Below are 17,730 nucleotides of genomic sequence, written 5' to 3'. Positions count from 1 at the left end.
CTTGCACATTTCCATTCTTGGTAGACAAAAATTCGAATTCAAATGTGAAAAGAAATGAAAAAATGAAAAGGGGCTGACTCATTTGCAATGGGTCAGACCCCTCCTATACAACATATAGACAAACACTAAAATAACATTCTATATATTGTCATTATCGGAGGGAGTCAGACTATTATGAGCCAGCCCTCGGCGATGAACCACTCATGTGAATTTCATGTTATGTAGCCGTTATTATGAACCGATTACTTTGATGACAGTTGCGATAATAAACATGGTTGTAAAAAATCCGAAAGAGACAATGAATCCTACGGCTGAGTCAACGGCATCATTTCGTTTGCTTTGTACGTTCTTTTCAAATTCGTTCACAGTCTACCCCTCCTATTTTCCTTTTTAGTATAAGCGATATGAAAAAAAAAATCCAGCGTTCCCCGATTGCTTTTCCTTTAATGACAAGAGTTGTCACAAATAGTTTACATTCAAAAGGCAAAAATAATTAGTACTTAAGGTGTACCGCCGTCATATGAGTATCCTAGGCCTCATATAGCGGCGTTCAATATAGATCGGGAATTGGCAAAACGAGAGAATGCCAATTCCCTTTGCAATTGTGGAGAAAATGCCGGCTATCCCGCCGTTTTCGTTGTTATTTCTACAAGAAACACTCGGCAACGTTATGCATATGAAGGTTAGCGGGAGCTTTTCGCAGGAGCATTCCGCATTGCTTCTTGCCAAATCGGCCTTGCTTCTTTACGATAAATGTTAGTGAAAATGAATGGAACGGAGCGAAGGACATTGGTGTTAAAAGTATGGAAGCAAATTAAAAAAAAGCAGATTTCACCATTATATTTATTATATGGCCCGGAATCATTTCTTATTAATGAAACGAAGCAGCTTTTATTGTCCCATGTTCTTGAAAATGAAGAAAAGGATTTTAGTTTTTCATCCTATGATCTTGAGGAAACATCGATTGAAAAAGCTATTGAAGATGCTGAAACGTTCCCGTTTATGGGGGAAAAAAGGCTGATCATTCTTAATAACCCGGTTTTTTTAACATCAGAAAAAACAAAAGAAAAGGTTGAGCATAACCTTTCAAAGCTCGAGGCTTATTTGCAGGAACCCGCTCCTTATTCAGTAGTCGTCTTTTCTGCCCCGTATGAAAAGCTGGATGAACGGAAAAAAATCGTCAAAGAGCTGAAAAGAAAAGCAGTAATCCTTGAAGCTAAAAAACTCAATGAGCAGGAATTAAAATATTGGATAAGGGAAAGAGCTGCCATTAACGGAGTTGAAATTGATGACGATGCCGTTGACGTCATTCTTTCACTTGCCGGGACGAATTTGCTCATGCTTAAAAGTGAAATAGACAAGCTTGCTTTATATGTAGAAGATGAGAAAAGAATCGATGTTTCGATCGTCGAAAAGCTTGTAGCAAGGTCATTAGAACAAAATATCTTCACACTCGTGGATAAAGTAGTCCATCGCAAGATAGACGAGGCGTTCAGGATTTATTATGATCTTTTAAAACAAAATGAGGAGCCGGTCAAAATTTTATCGATTATTTCGGGACAGTTCCGTCTGATTTATCAAGTAAAAGAGCTGGCAAGGCGAGGCTACGGGCAGCAGCAAATCGCCAGTTTTCTTAAAATTCACCCTTTCCGTGTTAAATTGGCGGCCGGACAAGCAAAGCTTTTTACAGACAACGAGCTAAGCTTTTTTATTGAGCAGCTGGCAAATGCCGATTACAAGATGAAAACGGGAGATATGGATAAACAATTGCTAATTGAACTCATTCTGTTCCGCTTACATGACCATGCTAAATGAAAATAGAAGGGGCTGACTCAATTGAGTCAGCCCCTTAAATGCCATCTTAAGCATTTAATGAGTTCAATTTTTTCATCAAACGAGACTTTTTGCGGGCAGCTGCTTTTTTATGGATAAGACCCTTGGCAGCTGCTTTGTCCAGCCTTTTCGCAGCATCTACTAAAAATTCTTTTGCAGATGTTGCATCGTTATTTACGATTGCAGCTTCAACTTTCTTCACGGCAGTACGCATAGAAGATTTGATTGCATTGTTGTGGGCATTTCTGGCTTCACTTATTTTTACACGCTTAATGGCAGATTTTATGTTTGGCATTCCGTTCACCTCCTAAAAAAGCATCGAGACTATATTAACTCGACTTTCACATTCAACAGCAAATGTTTAGAACAAAAGATATTCTATCAAACGCCTTTAAATAATGCAATACCTCTTAATATAGTCGTGCTAAATGAATGTTTTTGAAAAAGAACGGAAAAGATAGGAATTAGTTTAATCGCGAAAGTGGTGATCATTATGAAAGAATCGCTTGATTTAAGTAAATATTCAGTCCGTACAGACCTTGCAATAGAAGCACGGGAAAAGGCTTTAATAGAACGAAACGCGAGTTTGAATCAACAGGAAGATCTTTCCCAAATAAATGGTGTCATGATTAAGGAAAAAGAGGATGAAGGTATAAAACTCTCACTTGTACAAATTACGGAAGAAGGGGAAAAAACAGTTGGCAAAAAGCCGGGCAGGTACTTGACGATAGAAGTTGTTGGGATTAGGCAGAAAGATACCGAACTGCAAAAAAAAGTATCAGATGTTTTTTCCCGAGAGTTTGCTCATTTTTTAAAAGATACCGGTATCCCTGAGGATGCATCTTGTCTTGTTGTCGGACTTGGCAACTGGAATGTTACGCCTGATGCTCTCGGACCGCTAGTATGTGAAAACTTGCTTGTTACAAGGCACCTTTTTGAACTTCAGCCGGAAAATATTGAGAAAGGCTACCGATCGGTAAGTGCGTTATCACCGGGAGTAATGGGATTAACGGGAATTGAAACGAGCGACATTATTTTTGGAGTAGTGGAAAAGACAAAGCCTGATTTTGTCATTGCCATTGATGCTCTTGCTTCGATGTCTATTGAAAGGGTCAATTCAACGATCCAAATTTCAGATACAGGGATCCATCCGGGTTCAGGTGTAGGAAATAAACGGAAAGAATTAAGCAAGGAAACATTAGGGGTGCCGGTTATTGCTGTTGGAGTTCCTACAGTTGTTGATGCGGTATCAATTACAAGTGATACAATTGACTTTATATTAAAGCATTTTGGGCGGGAATTAAAAGAAGGAAACAGACCGTCCCGATCACTTGCCCCGGCAGGTTTTGCGTTTTTGGAAAAGAGAAAATTGACGGAAGAGGATTTGCCTGAGGAACAGCAGAGAAAGACTTTTCTAGGTATCGTTGGAACTCTTCCGGATGAAGAAAAACGCAAGCTTATTCACGAGGTTTTATCGCCGCTTGGCCACAATCTAATGGTTACGCCTAAAGAAGTAGATGTATTTATTGAGGATATGGCAAATTTATTGGCTACCGGATTAAATTCCGCTCTTCATAAGAATGTGAATGAAGAAAACAGAGGTTTTTATACGAGATAAGAAAGATGCATGTTCTATCTTTTCTAGCAAAGTCATATGTTTTACTAGACTTGCCGGGAGGTGGAACAATGAAACAGATCAAACAGGCAGGGATTGTGGTCTCAGTGAAAGGGACAACCCTGCTGAAAGCAGCAGCATCCATTCTATTATTTATGTTTATGTCTTTTTCCATTAGCGGTGTTTTGACATCGCTAAAACCTGAGTACCGAATATCTTCATCATCCGTAAATAATGCGGCAACAAATATAACAGGAGAATTCCTTTTTCGGTTGCTCGGTTGGGAAAACCATTATTTTCTGCAAGGACTGCCCGAAAACGCAAGCTCAACAAAACTTTCAAGTGCACTTTTCAAACTGTCAACAAATATTAGCCTCGATGATCCAAGAAGTCTGCTTGGAAGGGAGCTTCCGGGCTTTTCTATTTTTGACAGTAAAATTCTTGTGGCCGGTGAAGGGACGAACTATACAAATATGCCAATCGAATCCTCTCCGCCTATTGAAGTTTTAAAAGCCGAAAGGGAAGCCGCATTACAAAATACAGAAGGTTTAGATGAATCAACAAGCAACGGGAAAGCGGCCACACCTCCGATTAATACAGGAAATCGAAAAGTTGTCTATATTTATTTCTCTCATAATCGAGAATCCTTTCTCCCGTATTTAAAGGGAGTAACGGATGCGGATATGGCTTACCATTCAAAAATTAATATAACGAAAGTTGGTGAAAAACTGCAGGCAGAATTAGAATCTAAAGGCATAGGAGCGAAAGTAGAAAAAACGGATATTCAAGGGAATTTAAATAAAAAGGGCTGGTCATATGCCCAGTCTTATCAGGAGTCAAGACAAGTTGTCCAGGCTGCCCTTGCGAGGAACCGCGATCTAAATTATTTAATTGATATTCACAGGGATTCTCGGAGAAAAAAGTACACGACAATTGATATTAATGGGAAATCTTATGCAAAAATTGCATTTGTAATCGGTGCGGAGAATCCGAACTATGATAAAAATCTTAAACTTGCAAACGAGCTCCACAAATTGCTTGATGAAAAATATGGAAAAGGGCTGAGCCGGGGAATCATTGAATTAAAAGGAGCACGGACGAACGGGAAATTCAATCAAGATTTGTCCGAAAATGCAATCTTAATTGAATTCGGCGGGATAGATAATACGTTTGAGGAATTGAACCGTTCGGCAGAAGCTCTGGCAGATGTATTTAGTGAATACTATTGGCAAGCTGAGCGAGTAAATAAACCTGCCAGTGAACCAGCTGAAAAGAAATAATAAAAGGTGATCGGTTATGAAATTATTTATGCTAAAGTCTTTTCTTATTGCAAGCGCCATGTTTCTGTGCGTTCTTTTTGGGATGCAGCAGGCCAATGAAGGGATTCATAAGATGAAAGGCTACGATGATCGGGGTTTTAACAACGCATTCACGGTTAAACCAAGGGAAAACGGAGAGCTTGAAGCTTCCATTTTAGGAAATGATATTACAAGCCATGATCTGGAAAAGAAAAAAGAACAGCTTGAAGAAATGAAAGCTTATAATTTCTTTTCATCGATTGGAAAACAAATTGCTGAATGGTTTACAAACGTTGTCAATAATATAATTAAATTCATAACCGAAAAAGCGAATGAATAACGGAATCAACCTGGTTCCGTTTTTTTGTTTAGACCGTTATTTTCTTTTCGATAATTCTGGTCTGTTTTTCCAAAATTGCCGATATTTTTTTAAAAATTATTGCTTGTTTTTCAATATTGTATTTCATCATTGCCTAATTTCTATTTGAGCTGCCGAGACTTGACTTTTGATTGAATCTTCATAGCGGTGCTGATATAATCAAAAAAGTGTATATGTGCGAGAATAGTAGGAGTGAACGATATGAACAGAGAAGAAAGGCTGAAAAGACAATCCAAAATCCGTAATTTTTCCATCATCGCTCATATCGACCATGGGAAATCTACTTTAGCTGACCGCATCCTTGAGAAAACAAATGCATTAACTGAACGTGAAATGAGAGATCAGCTATTGGATTCAATGGATCTTGAAAGAGAAAGAGGAATTACGATAAAATTAAACTCCGTTCAGCTGAAATATAAAGCAAAAGATGGAGAAGTCTATACATTTCACTTAATTGATACACCGGGACACGTCGATTTTACTTATGAAGTTTCCCGGAGTTTAGCAGCTTGTGAAGGAGCCATTCTCGTTGTCGACGCTGCACAAGGGATTGAAGCCCAGACGCTGGCAAATGTTTATTTGGCCCTAGATAATGATCTGGAGATTCTGCCGGTCATCAATAAAATTGATCTTCCAAGCGCAGACCCGGAAAGTGTCCGAAATGAAATTGAAGAAGTTATCGGTCTTGATGCTTCTGAAGCGGTCTTGGCAAGTGCAAAAGCCGGAATCGGGATTGAAGAGATTTTAGAACAAATCGTTGAAAAGATTCCTCCCCCTGAGGGAGACCCTGATGCACCTTTAAAAGCCCTAATTTTTGACTCGCTGTATGACGCCTACCGCGGAGTTATTACTTATATCCGCGTCGTTGATGGTACGGTGAAAATCGGCGATAAGATAAAAATGATGGCTACCGGAAAAGAATTTGAGGTGACAGAGGTAGGCGTCTTTACGCCGAAAGCTGTTCCCGTCGATGAATTATCTGTCGGGGATGTCGGGTATTTAACCGCTTCTATCAAAAATGTAAGCGATACACGGGTCGGGGATACGATTACAAATGCGAAAAATGGCGCCACCGAGCCATTGCCGGGCTATCGCAAATTAAACCCGATGGTATATTGCGGCATGTATCCTATTGACAGTGCCAAATTTAATGACTTGCGTGATGCACTTGAAAAGCTGCAATTAAATGACTCTGCCCTTCAGTTCGAGCCTGAGACTTCCCAGGCTTTAGGATTTGGATTCCGCTGCGGATTCCTTGGCCTTCTTCATATGGAAATCATTCAGGAGCGGATTGAACGGGAATTTAATATTGATTTAATCACAACTGCACCCAGCGTAATTTACCACGTTATCTTAACAGACGGCTCCGAAGTCAAAGTGGATAATCCATCAAATATGCCGGATCCGCAAAAAATTGACCATATCGAAGAGCCTTATGTAAAAGCTGTGATGATGGCTCCAAATGATTACGTGGGAGCGATCATGGAGCTCTGCCAGCAAAAACGCGGAAATTTTGTTGATATGCAATACTTGGATGAATCTCGTGTAAGTATTGTGTACGAAATTCCGTTAGCTGAAATTGTGTACGATTTCTTTGATCAGTTAAAATCAAGTACAAAAGGCTATGCATCCTTTGATTATGAGTTAATCGGATATAAACTGTCCAAGCTTGTAAAAATGGATATTTTATTGAACGGGGAAAGGGTCGATGCATTAAGCTTTATCGTTCACCGGGATTTTGCTTATGAGCGCGGAAAAGTCATCGTTGAAAAATTAAAAGACCTAATCCCGCGCCAGCAATTTGAAGTTCCGGTCCAGGCTGCAATCGGCAACAAAATTATTGCTCGTTCAACAATTAAGGCATTGCGCAAAAACGTTTTAGCCAAACTTTATGGCGGGGATGTTACCCGAAAACGCAAGCTTCTTGAAAAACAAAAAGAAGGGAAAAAGCGGATGAAGCAAGTAGGCTCTGTTGAAGTTCCGCAAGAAGCGTTTATGGCAGTACTAAAAATGGATGACAACAATTCAAAAAAATAAGAATTATTGAAACGGGTTAGAGTTGGCTTTAAAAAAGCAGTTCTAGCCTTTTTTCATATGAAAATTTTTAAAACAAGGTTGTGTTGATTTTGATTAATGCCGCTTATATTCACATTCCATTTTGTGAGCACATATGTTATTACTGCGATTTTAATAAATTTTTTTTAGAAGGGCAGCCGGTGAATGAATATCTCGATGCGCTCGGAAAAGAAATGGCGCTAACGCTTGAACAGTTCCCAAATGAACGCTTGAATTCGATATATGTTGGCGGAGGGACACCAACTGCCTTAAACGAACTGCAATTAGGAAAGCTATGTGAATTGATTCAGGAACATCTTTCATACGATCTCAATACGGAGTTTACGTTTGAAGCGAATCCGGGAGACCTTTCAAAAGAAAAATTGCAAATATTGAAAGAAGCCGGGGCGAATCGGTTAAGCTTTGGCGTCCAAACTTTCAATGATAAACTGTTGAAAAAAATCGGCAGGGCTCACTGTGCAAAGGATGTCTTTCATTCTGTCGAGCTGGCAAAACAGATAGGATTTGAAAATATTAATGTTGATTTAATTTACAGTTTGCCTGAACAAACAATCAATGATTTCAAAGAAACGCTTAAGATTGCTTTCTCATTAGATATCGTTCATTATTCCGGCTATTCTTTAATAATCGAGCCGAAAACGGTTTTTTACAATCTAATGAACAAAGGAAGATTGCCCTTGCCAGGTGAAGATATAGAAGCGGCCATGTATGAAATTCTTATGGATGAGATGGATAAACATGGATTTAAACAATATGAAATAAGCAACTTTGCAAAACCCGGGTTTGAGAGCAGGCATAATCTTACTTACTGGAATAATGAGCATTATTACGGGTTTGGTGCAGGGGCGCACATGTATATTAACGGCAAGCGGGTTTCCAATTTCGGTCCTTTAAAAAAATATATGGAAAGAATCCAAGAAGGAAAATTGCCGATTATGGAATGTCATACATTGACGGAAACAGAGAAAATTGAAGAAGAAATGTTTCTTGGTTTAAGAAAAACAACCGGAGTTTCGATTCAGCAATTTGTTAAAAAATATGGATCCGATCCTCTCGATATATTCAAGGAAGAAATAAATGAACTCGAAGCGAAAGGCCTCATCAAGGTGACAGACGATAAAATACTCTTAACGAGAAATGGAAGGCTTCTTGGGAATGAGGTATTTCAGTCCTTTATCGGCGTAATCTAATCGTTGACATCATCCCCTTTCATTTGATAATTTAATAGTTAGAATTAGCACTCGTTTAATAAGAGTGCTAACAGAGGTGATGTCAGTTGTTAACAGATCGGCAACTATTAATTCTTCAAGTGATTGTTGATGATTTTATTCGATCTGCGCAACCGGTCGGCTCTAGAAGTTTATCGAAAAAAGAAGAGATTTCTTTAAGTTCGGCTACGATCCGCAATGAAATGGCAGATCTTGAAGAGCTGGGTTATATTGAAAAAACCCACACCTCATCGGGAAGAATCCCGTCTGAAAAGGGCTACCGGTACTATGTTGACCATTTACTTTCACCGCAAAAATTGCGGCAAGAAGAAGTGAAAAAGATTAAATCAATTTTTGCTGAGAGAATTTACGAGCTTGAATTAATTGTCCAAAAATCAGCACAAATTTTATCAGATTTAACCAATTATACTTCCATCGTTTTAGGTCCGGCAGTAAGAGATAATAAACTAAAAAGAATTCAAATTGTCCCTTTAAATATGACTGCTGCAATTGCAATTATTGTGACTGATACCGGTCACGTTGAAGACCGAATGTTTCACTTGCCCCCATCAATTGACTCAAGTGAACTGGAAAAGCTGGTCAATATTTTGAACGAAAGGTTAATCGGTGTTCCGATTGTCGATTTAAACGAAAAAATTTACAAGGAAGTGGCTTCCTATTTGCGGCAGCACATTAAGAGCTACGATCTTTTGCTTCATACAATTGCCGACATACTTAAGATACCGGCAAATGAAAAGCTGTTTTTTGGCGGAAAAACAAACATGTTGAGACAACCTGAGTTTCATGATATTGATAAAATCCGTGATCTCTTGGCAATAATTGAAGAGGAAGAGAGAATATATGAACTGATCCCCAAAAATCCTATGGGTATAAGCGTGAAAATCGGCAGGGAAAATAAGTATTCTGCAATGGAAAATTGCAGCCTCATTTCCGCTACGTATACCGTGGGGGAAGAAAAGCTTGGAACAATCGCGATTCTTGGACCGACAAGAATGGAATATTCGCGGGTAATCAGCCTGCTCGATTTAATCAGCAAAGACTTGTCAACTGCCCTGACAAGACTGTATCAAAGTAACTAACGCTGGAAATATTGAGTAAGGGTGCTGTGATACGGACGCACCCTTGCCTTTCCATGTGTTTTTATATAAGTGAACCGATCAGGTGGGAATTCTTAGTTCAAATCGCTCTTTCTCACCTGATTCCATACTTATATTTTTAAGGAGGTGAGCAATGTGACAGAAGAAAAAAACATTGCCGAAGAGAAAACGAAACAAACAACTGACCATCTTAATCAAGCTGAAGAAAACATGACAGAAGAAACAACTGAACCTGTTTTTGCAGAAAACGAAGCTGAAGAGGAAGCATTGAAAGAAAGCAAAGAAAATGAACTTGAAGCAGCAAATGCAAAAATAGCAGAATTGGAAGCAAAATTAGAAGAATCAAGTAATCGTTATTTGCGCCTTCAAGCTGATTTTGAGAATTTCCGCCGCCGTTCAAGAATGGATCTTGAGGCGAGTGAAAAATATAGAGCACAAAGCTTAGTAACCGATCTTCTGCCTGTAATCGATAATTTTGAAAGAGGATTAAAGCTCGAAATAGATAATGAACAAGCGAAATCATTGTTGCAAGGTATGGAGATGGTGTACCGAAGCTTGCTTGATGCCCTTAAAAAAGAAGGTGTCGAGCCGATTGAAGCTGTGGGAAAAGAATTTGATCCAAACTTGCATCATGCAGTCATGCAGGTAGAAGACGAAAATTATGATGCCAATATTGTAGTAGAAGAATTTCAAAAGGGCTACATGTTAAAAGACCGAGTCATTCGCCCTTCAATGGTAAAAGTTAATCAATTATAAGCGCGTACTACATAGTAAATCGGGAGGTTAAGAACATGAGCAAAATTATCGGTATTGACTTAGGTACGACAAACTCATGTGTTGCCGTTTTAGAAGGCGGCGAACCAAAAGTAATTCCAAACCCGGAAGGAAACCGTACGACTCCTTCTGTTGTAGCATTTAAAAACGGCGAGCGCTTGGTAGGGGAAGTAGCAAAACGCCAGGCGATTACAAACCCAAATACGGTTATTTCCATTAAGCGACATATGGGTACCGATTATAAAGTGGAAATTGAAGGAAAGAAATATACTCCACAAGAAATATCAGCTATTATCCTTCAATACTTAAAATCTTATGCCGAAGACTACCTTGGCGAAAAGGTAACGAAAGCAGTTATTACTGTTCCTGCATACTTTAATGATGCAGAGCGCCAGGCAACGAAAGATGCGGGTAAGATTGCCGGACTTGAAGTAGAGCGAATAATAAACGAACCGACTGCAGCTTCATTAGCTTATGGTCTTGATAAAATGGAAGAGGATCAAACCATTCTTGTTTATGACCTTGGCGGCGGAACATTCGACGTGTCGATTCTTGAATTGGGCGACGGCGTATTCGAAGTAAAAGCGACTGCAGGTGACAATCGCCTGGGCGGCGACGACTTTGACCAAGTGATCATTGATTATCTTGTTGACGAGTTTAAGAAAGAAAATGGGATTGACCTTTCAAAAGACAAAATGGCATTGCAACGCTTGAAAGATGCTGCTGAAAAAGCGAAAAAAGACTTGTCTGGCGTGACAACAACGCAAATTTCACTGCCGTTTATTACTGCAGGAGAATCTGGACCGCTTCATTTGGAAGTTACATTGACAAGAGCTAAATTTGAAGAGCTTTCAGCCCACCTTGTTGAAAGAACAATGGGGCCTACCCGTCAGGCATTAAAAGATGCTGGACTTACTCCGGCTGACATCGACAAAGTCATTCTTGTCGGCGGTTCTACACGTATACCTGCTGTACAAGAAGCCATCAAAAAGGAAATCGGAAAAGAACCTCATAAAGGTGTTAACCCTGATGAAGTAGTAGCAATGGGAGCTGCAGTTCAAGGCGGCGTCATTTCCGGTGATGTAAAAGACGTTGTATTGCTTGACGTAACGCCGCTTTCCCTTGGAATTGAAACAATGGGAGGCGTATTTACAAAACTGATTGAACGAAATACGACTATTCCGACATCGAAATCACAAATTTTCTCAACTGCGGCTGACAACCAAACAGCTGTTGATATTCACGTGCTTCAAGGTGAACGTCCAATGGCTGCCGACAACAAAACATTGGGCCGTTTCCAATTAACAGACATTCCTCCGGCACCTCGAGGGATTCCGCAAATTGAGGTAACTTTTGACATTGATAAGAACGGTATTGTAAATGTCCGTGCCAAAGACCTCGGCACAAATAAAGAACAGGCGATTACAATTAAATCTTCTACCGGCTTATCTGAAGAGGAAATTCAGCGGATGATTAAAGAAGCCGAGGAGAATGCTGAAGCAGACAGAAAACGCAAAGAAGAAGCGGAACTTCGGAATGAAGCTGATCAGTTAGTATTTACAACTGAAAAAACGTTAAAAGATCTTGAGGGAAAAGTGGATGAAGAAGAAGTTAAAAAAGCAAATGAAGCGAAGGATGCCTTAAAACAAGCGTTCGAGAAAAACGATCTCGATGAAATCCGCGCTAAAAAGGATGCTCTGCAAGAAATCGTACAAAATTTAACAGTCAAGCTTTATGAAGAAGCAGCGAAACAAGCTCAAGCGGCGCAAAATACTCAGGGGCAAGATGGAATGAAAAAAGATGACAATGTTGTAGATGCTGAGTTTGAAGAGGTAAAAGACGACAAATAAAAAGTATCCTTTTTCCATTATTCTTCTGAAAAAGTCAAAGTCAGGTCATTCTTGGCTTTGGCTTTTTCTTGTATAAGCTTATTGTTGTCCAGATCCACAAAGGACGCTTTGCTTGCGCTTTTCTTGTTGCACCTTTTTGTTAAGAAGTGTTACAATTACCTTTATGTGAAAGGAATCGGGGAGTGGTAATCATGAGTAAAAGGGATTACTATGAAGTCCTAGGAGTAAGCAAAGATGCTTCTAAGGACGAAATAAAAAAAGCGTACCGAAAACTATCCAAAAAGTATCATCCTGATATAAACAAAGAGCCGGGTGCCGATGAAAAGTTCAAGGAAATCAAGGAAGCCTATGAAGTTTTAAGTGATGATCAAAAACGCACCCAATATGACCGGTTCGGCCATACCGATCCAAACCAAGGCTTTGGAGGCTTTGATGGATTTGGCGGGTCTGATTTCGGAGGTTTTGGAGGCTTTGAAGATATTTTCAGCGCATTTTTTGGAGGGGGGTCAAGACGAAGAAATCCAAATGCGCCGAGACAGGGTGCAGACTTGCAATATACGATGACCCTTGATTTTGAAGAAGCTGTTTTTGGAAAAGCGACTAATATTGAAATACCTCGAGAGGAAACTTGCGACACCTGTAACGGTTCTGGGGCAAAAAGAGGAACAAAACCTGAAGTTTGCAAACATTGCCATGGCACAGGCCAGTTAAGTACTGAACAAAATACACCTTTTGGCAAAATCGTCAATAAGCGGGTTTGCCATTACTGCAGCGGTACAGGTAAGGAAATTAAAGAAAAGTGTACAACATGCGGCGGATCCGGAAAGGTAAAAATACGCCGTAAGATTTCTGTGAAAATTCCTGCGGGTATTGATGACGGCCAGCAGATAAGAGTGGCAGGCGAGGGAGAACCAGGTATTAATGGCGGTCCTCCAGGGGATTTATATATAGTGGCTCATGTCAGACCTCACGAATTTTTCAAACGTGACGGAGATGACATTTATTGTGAAATGCCGATCACTTTCGTCCAAGCGGCATTAGGCGATGAGATTGAAGTGCCTACTTTGCACGGAAAGGTTAAGCAAAAAATACCTGCAGGTACCCAAACAGGCACAAGATTCAGACTGCGGGGCAAGGGAGTGCCAAATGTCAGGGGTTATGGCATAGGTGACCAGTATGTTAACGTTCGGATTATCACCCCTACAAAGCTAACAGAGAAACAAAAGCAGTTGCTCCAAGAATTTGCTGAAATAAGCGGTCAAGTCCCTCAGGGAGAACATGAAAAAAATTTCTTTTCGAAGGTAAAACGAGCCTTTAAAGGTGATTAAGGAAATGGAGTTGGCAGATCGTGAAATGGTCAGAAATTAGTATTCATACGACCAATGAGGCAATTGAACCAATTGCGAATATTTTGCATGAAGCAGGAGCAAGCGGTGTAGTGATTGAAGATCAGTATGATCTGATTAAAGAAAGAGAAGACCGATTCGGTGAAATCTACCAGCTCAATCCGGTTGATTATCCTGATGAAGGCGTAATTGTGAAAGCATACCTGCCGGTTAACAGCTTTTTAGGAGAAACGGTCGATGAAATAAAAGAAGCGATCAATAATCTTATTCTATACAACATCGACATCGGCTTAAATAAAATTACCATCAGTGAAATAAATGAAGAAGAATGGGCGACTGCCTGGAAAAAGTATTATAATCCAGTTAAAATATCAGAAAAATTTACGATTGTTCCTACTTGGGAAAATTATACTCCGGTGCACAGCGATGAACTTATAATAGAATTGGATCCGGGAATGGCGTTTGGAACAGGTACGCATCCAACTACTGTTATGTGCATTCAAGCCCTTGAGCGTACGGTTAAAAATGGGGACTGCGTCATTGATGTCGGTACCGGTTCAGGGGTGCTCGGAATCGCGGCAGCACTTCTTGGAGCAGAGAATGTTCAAGCGCTTGATCTAGATGATGTTGCTGTAAGTGCTGCGCGCCTGAATGTGAAATTAAATAAGGTTCAGAATATCGTAACTGTATTCCAAAACAACTTGCTTGATGGAATTGAAGGTCCAGCAGATGTTGTCGTAGCCAACATTTTGGCAGAAGTTATTCTTCGATTTACTAATGACGCAGCGAGGATAGTTAAAAAAGGCGGCTTTTTTATAGCATCAGGAATTATCCAGCAAAAAAAACAAGATGTTAAAGATGCGATCATCGAAGCCGGTTTTGAAATTGAAGAAACGATTCAGATGGAAGATTGGGTTGCAATTATTTCCCGAAGGAATTAATCGTTCTTCAAGGGATGAATCCTCCGGGATCTCCCTTTTTATGATGATGAAAATGACAGTGATAGAAATACTTTATGAAGGAAGGTAGAGCGTTTGCAAAGGTATTTTGTCAGTCATCCCGCAATCGAAAACCGCTTTTCAATTACTGGGGACGACCTTCATCATATTGCACGGGTTATGAGAATGAAAGAAGGCGACAGCATAATATGTGTTGATCCTGATGGAATCAGTGCGGTTTGCGAAATTGCAGAAATTACCGATGAACAAGCGATTGCAAACGTTGTAAAATGGATTGATGGAACATCTGAGTTACCCGTTCGAGTTGCAATCGCGAGCGGATTGCCTAAAGGGGATAAATTTGAATGGATTATCCAAAAAGGCACTGAACTCGGAGCATGGGAGTTTATTCCCTTAAATGCAACACGTTCGGTTGTAAAATGGGATAATAAGAAAGCTTTCAGGAAGATCGAAAGGTGGAAAAAAATTGCGAAAGAAGCTTCCGAGCAATCCCATCGGCATAAGATTCCTGAAGTTTTAAGTCCTGTTTCGTTAACTGAATTGATAAATTTAAGCAAGAATTATGACAAAAAATTAGTTGCTTTTGAGGAAGATGCGAAACAAAGAGAATCATCAGTCCTTTCAAAAACATTAAATAAATTGGAAAGAGGACAATCAATTCTTTTTGTTTTTGGCCCGGAAGGCGGTTTGACAGAGGAAGAGATTCTTCTTTTGAAGGAGAACGGATTTGAAAGCTGCGGGCTAGGGCCAAGAATATTGCGGACAGAAACGGCGCCATTATACGCATTATCAGCCGTTTCTTATCATTTTGAATTATTGGGGTGACCACAACTATGTCAACAGTGGCGTTTCATACATTAGGATGTAAAGTAAACCATTACGAAACGGAAGCTATATGGCAGCTGTTTAAACAGCAAGGCTATGAACGCGTTGATTTTGAAGCAATAGCAGATGTATATGTAATTAATACATGTACTGTTACGAATACTGGCGATAAAAAAAGCCGTCAAGTAATTCGCCGGGCAATTAGAAAAAATCCGGATGCTGTTATTTGTGTAACAGGCTGCTATGCGCAAACTTCACCAGCAGAAATTCTGGCAATTCCGGGTGTTGATATTGTCGTCGGTACACAAGATCGCGTGAAAATGCTTGAGCATATTGAACAGTATAAAAAAGAACGACAACCAATCAATGCTGTGGGCAATATTATGAAAAACCGAGTATACGAAGAACTTGATGTGCCTGCATTTACTGACAGGACTCGTGCTTCATTAAAGATTCAAGAAGGATGCAACAATTTCTGTACATTCTGTATTATTCCTTGGGCCCGCGGACTGATGAGATCCCGCGATCCTAAGGAGGTAATCCGCCAAGCCCAACAGCTTGTGGATGCCGGCTATAAAGAAATTGTTTTAACAGGCATTCATACAGGCGGATACGGAGAAGATATGAAAGATTATAATCTTGCTAAGTTGTTAAGAGATTTAGAAGCTCAAGTAAAAGGCTTAAAACGCCTTCGTATTTCATCTATCGAAGCGAGCCAGATTACCGATGAAGTGATTGAGGTATTGGACAAGTCCGAAGTAATCGTCAGACATTTGCATATACCGCTGCAATCTGGATCAAATACAGTCTTAAAAAGAATGCGCAGAAAGTATACAATGGAGTTTTTTGCTGAGCGGATAAACCGTCTCAAAGAAGCTCTTCCCGGATTAGCCGTCACATCTGACGTAATTGTCGGCTTCCCGGGTGAAACGGAAGAAGAATTTATGGAAACTTACAATTTTGTAAAAGAACATAAATTCTCCGAGCTTCACGTATTTCCATATTCTAAACGAACAGGTACCCCTGCTGCAAGAATGGAAAACCAAATTGATGAAGAGGTCAAAAATGAACGCGTCCACCGACTAATTGCTCTTTCTGATCAACTTGCCAAAGAATATGCTTCGCAATTTGAAGGCCAAGTTCTCGAAGTTATTCCGGAAGAGCGTTATAAAGAGGCGCCTGAAAGCGGGCTTTACGAAGGATATACAGATAACTATCTAAAACTTGTTTTCCCTGCTTCGGAAGATATGGTTGGAAAAATTGTAAAAGTAAAAATTACAAAAGCAGGATACCCGTATAATGAAGGTCAATTCGTAAAAGTTCTCGATGAGATTCACGAACAAGAAAAGGCTGTGATTTAAACAAGGAATTGTATTACGCAATTCCTTTTCCTTTTATCGAATTCTTTCAAGCAAAATGGGACAAATATAATTTGTAGTCAATTGTTGATTTTAGAATCCATAATGGTATGATTATAGAGGTACGTACAACTCATTGTTTTGAAAGGAGAACTACTTTTGAATATGGACATAGCTGGAATGATTGATCATACATTATTAAAAGCTGATGCAACAAAAGAACAAATAAGAAAACTTTGTGAAGAAGCAAAAGAATATAAATTTGCATCTGTTTGCGTAAATCCCGGCTGGGTTAGATTTGCCGGTGAACTATTGAAAGGCTCCGGGGTCAATGTTGTTACAGTTATTGGTTTTCCTCTCGGAGCAACGACGCTTGAGACAAAAGTATTTGAAGCGAAAAATGCGATTGAAAACGGAGCAGCGGAAATAGATATGGTTATCAATATCGGAGCTTTAAAAAGCGGCGATAACGATTTCGTTGAAAAGGAAATTCGTGCCGTTGTTGATGCGGTAAAAGGAAAAGCTTTGACAAAGGTTATCATTGAAACCTGCCTGTTAACCGATGAAGAAAAAGTCCGTGCATGTGAGCTTGCAGTAAAAGCAGGTGCGGACTATGTGAAAACTTCAACAGGCTTCTCAACCGGCGGCGCGACAGTTGAAGATGTCAAACTTATGCGTAAGACAGTTGGACCGGATATCGGAGTAAAAGCTTCTGGAGGAGTAAGAAGCGCGGAAGATGCTAAAAACATGATTGAAGCAGGAGCTTCTCGAATAGGTGCTAGTTCAGGCGTATCAATTGTAAAAGGATTAACAAGCGAATCCGATTATTAAAAGAAATAGCACAAGCAACATGCTTTATGCTTTCAATAGGCTGACCTAAAACTAAGTAACAGGGGCACCTTTAGTTAACTAAAGACATAAGCCTGGCACTTATGGATCAGCCTCTTTTACCTTTTCTGCTAAATTTTCTATTAGAAATATCCGAAGATTTTTATAAACGGGGCTAATGACAGTTGACCTTGTTTCAGCATTATATTATAATGGCATGGTACATGATTTTACATGTAGGATGTTAGTGTGCTGTGTTCGGA

Annotated in this window: 16 protein-coding genes; 14 read left to right on the top strand and 2 right to left on the bottom strand. The window is 39.8% G+C overall.

Annotation, left to right across the window (positions count from 1 at the left end):
- Nucleotides 1–231: 231 nt before the first annotated feature.
- Entirely contained in the window at nucleotides 232–366 is a 135-nt protein-coding gene (locus PB1_RS17195; protein ID WP_004438050.1) for a YqzM family protein, read from the bottom strand.
- 423 nt (nucleotides 367–789) lie between these two features.
- Here PB1_RS17195 and holA point away from each other — a divergent pair, with 423 nt between their 5' ends.
- Complete coding sequence (holA, locus tag PB1_RS14315) at nucleotides 790–1,815, top strand: DNA polymerase III subunit delta (RefSeq protein WP_004438047.1); 1,026 nt, start codon at nucleotides 790–792, stop codon at nucleotides 1,813–1,815.
- 46 nt (nucleotides 1,816–1,861) lie between these two features.
- On the opposite strand, the gene rpsT is transcribed toward holA, so the two are convergent.
- On the bottom strand, nucleotides 1,862–2,128 hold the full coding sequence (rpsT, locus tag PB1_RS14310; RefSeq protein WP_004438044.1) for a 30S ribosomal protein S20: 267 nt from the start codon (nucleotides 2,126–2,128) through the stop codon (nucleotides 1,862–1,864).
- 198 nt (nucleotides 2,129–2,326) lie between these two features.
- Here rpsT and gpr point away from each other — a divergent pair, with 198 nt between their 5' ends.
- The 13 genes from gpr to deoC all read left to right on the top strand — a co-directional run bounded on the left by gpr (nucleotide 2,327) and on the right by deoC (nucleotide 17,470).
- Nucleotides 2,327–3,451 carry a GPR endopeptidase gene (gene gpr, locus PB1_RS14305; RefSeq protein ID WP_004438041.1) on the top strand — a complete coding sequence of 375 codons (1,125 nt, stop codon included), beginning with the start codon at nucleotides 2,327–2,329 and terminating at the stop codon, nucleotides 3,449–3,451.
- Between the two features lie 68 nt (nucleotides 3,452–3,519).
- On the top strand, nucleotides 3,520–4,728 hold the full coding sequence (spoIIP, locus tag PB1_RS14300) for a stage II sporulation protein P (protein WP_004438037.1): 1,209 nt from the start codon (nucleotides 3,520–3,522) through the stop codon (nucleotides 4,726–4,728).
- 16 nt (nucleotides 4,729–4,744) lie between these two features.
- On the top strand, nucleotides 4,745–5,086 hold the full coding sequence (locus tag PB1_RS14295; RefSeq protein WP_004438034.1) for a YqxA family protein: 342 nt from the start codon (nucleotides 4,745–4,747) through the stop codon (nucleotides 5,084–5,086).
- Nucleotides 5,087–5,326: 240 nt separating this feature from the next.
- Entirely contained in the window at nucleotides 5,327–7,162 is a 1,836-nt protein-coding gene (gene lepA / locus PB1_RS14290; RefSeq protein ID WP_004438021.1) for a translation elongation factor 4, read from the top strand.
- Between the two features lie 89 nt (nucleotides 7,163–7,251).
- Nucleotides 7,252–8,391 carry a radical SAM family heme chaperone HemW gene (hemW, locus tag PB1_RS14285; protein WP_004438018.1) on the top strand — a complete coding sequence of 380 codons (1,140 nt, stop codon included), beginning with the start codon at nucleotides 7,252–7,254 and terminating at the stop codon, nucleotides 8,389–8,391.
- Nucleotides 8,392–8,477: 86 nt separating this feature from the next.
- On the top strand, nucleotides 8,478–9,509 hold the full coding sequence (gene hrcA / locus PB1_RS14280) for a heat-inducible transcriptional repressor HrcA (protein WP_004438017.1): 1,032 nt from the start codon (nucleotides 8,478–8,480) through the stop codon (nucleotides 9,507–9,509).
- 153 nt (nucleotides 9,510–9,662) lie between these two features.
- Entirely contained in the window at nucleotides 9,663–10,283 is a 621-nt protein-coding gene (gene grpE / locus PB1_RS14275; protein WP_004438014.1) for a nucleotide exchange factor GrpE, read from the top strand.
- 35 nt (nucleotides 10,284–10,318) lie between these two features.
- Nucleotides 10,319–12,151, top strand: coding sequence for a molecular chaperone DnaK (gene dnaK / locus PB1_RS14270; protein WP_004438012.1), 1,833 nt, complete (start codon nucleotides 10,319–10,321; stop codon nucleotides 12,149–12,151).
- A gap of 191 nt (nucleotides 12,152–12,342) precedes the next feature.
- A complete protein-coding gene (dnaJ, locus tag PB1_RS14265) occupies nucleotides 12,343–13,479 on the top strand; it encodes a molecular chaperone DnaJ (RefSeq protein ID WP_004438009.1) in 1,137 nt (378 codons plus the stop codon).
- Nucleotides 13,480–13,499: 20 nt separating this feature from the next.
- Nucleotides 13,500–14,438 carry a 50S ribosomal protein L11 methyltransferase gene (gene prmA, locus PB1_RS14260; protein WP_004438007.1) on the top strand — a complete coding sequence of 313 codons (939 nt, stop codon included), beginning with the start codon at nucleotides 13,500–13,502 and terminating at the stop codon, nucleotides 14,436–14,438.
- 93 nt (nucleotides 14,439–14,531) lie between these two features.
- Nucleotides 14,532–15,281, top strand: a complete 750-nt coding sequence (locus PB1_RS14255; RefSeq protein ID WP_004438006.1) for a 16S rRNA (uracil(1498)-N(3))-methyltransferase — start codon at nucleotides 14,532–14,534, stop codon at nucleotides 15,279–15,281.
- An 8-nt stretch (nucleotides 15,282–15,289) separates the two neighbouring features.
- Complete coding sequence (mtaB, locus tag PB1_RS14250) at nucleotides 15,290–16,642, top strand: tRNA (N(6)-L-threonylcarbamoyladenosine(37)-C(2))-methylthiotransferase MtaB (protein ID WP_004438005.1); 1,353 nt, start codon at nucleotides 15,290–15,292, stop codon at nucleotides 16,640–16,642.
- A 162-nt stretch (nucleotides 16,643–16,804) separates the two neighbouring features.
- Nucleotides 16,805–17,470 (top strand): deoxyribose-phosphate aldolase, encoded by a 666-nt coding sequence (gene deoC / locus PB1_RS14245; RefSeq protein WP_004438004.1) that lies wholly within the window; start codon nucleotides 16,805–16,807, stop codon nucleotides 17,468–17,470.
- The last annotated feature ends 260 nt before the right edge of the window (nucleotides 17,471–17,730 follow it).

Source organism: Bacillus methanolicus PB1 (assembly GCF_000262755.1).
Classification (GTDB): domain Bacteria; phylum Bacillota; class Bacilli; order Bacillales; family Cytobacillaceae; genus Bacillus_Z; species Bacillus_Z methanolicus.
This window is presented reverse-complemented; position numbering and strand designations above follow the sequence as displayed.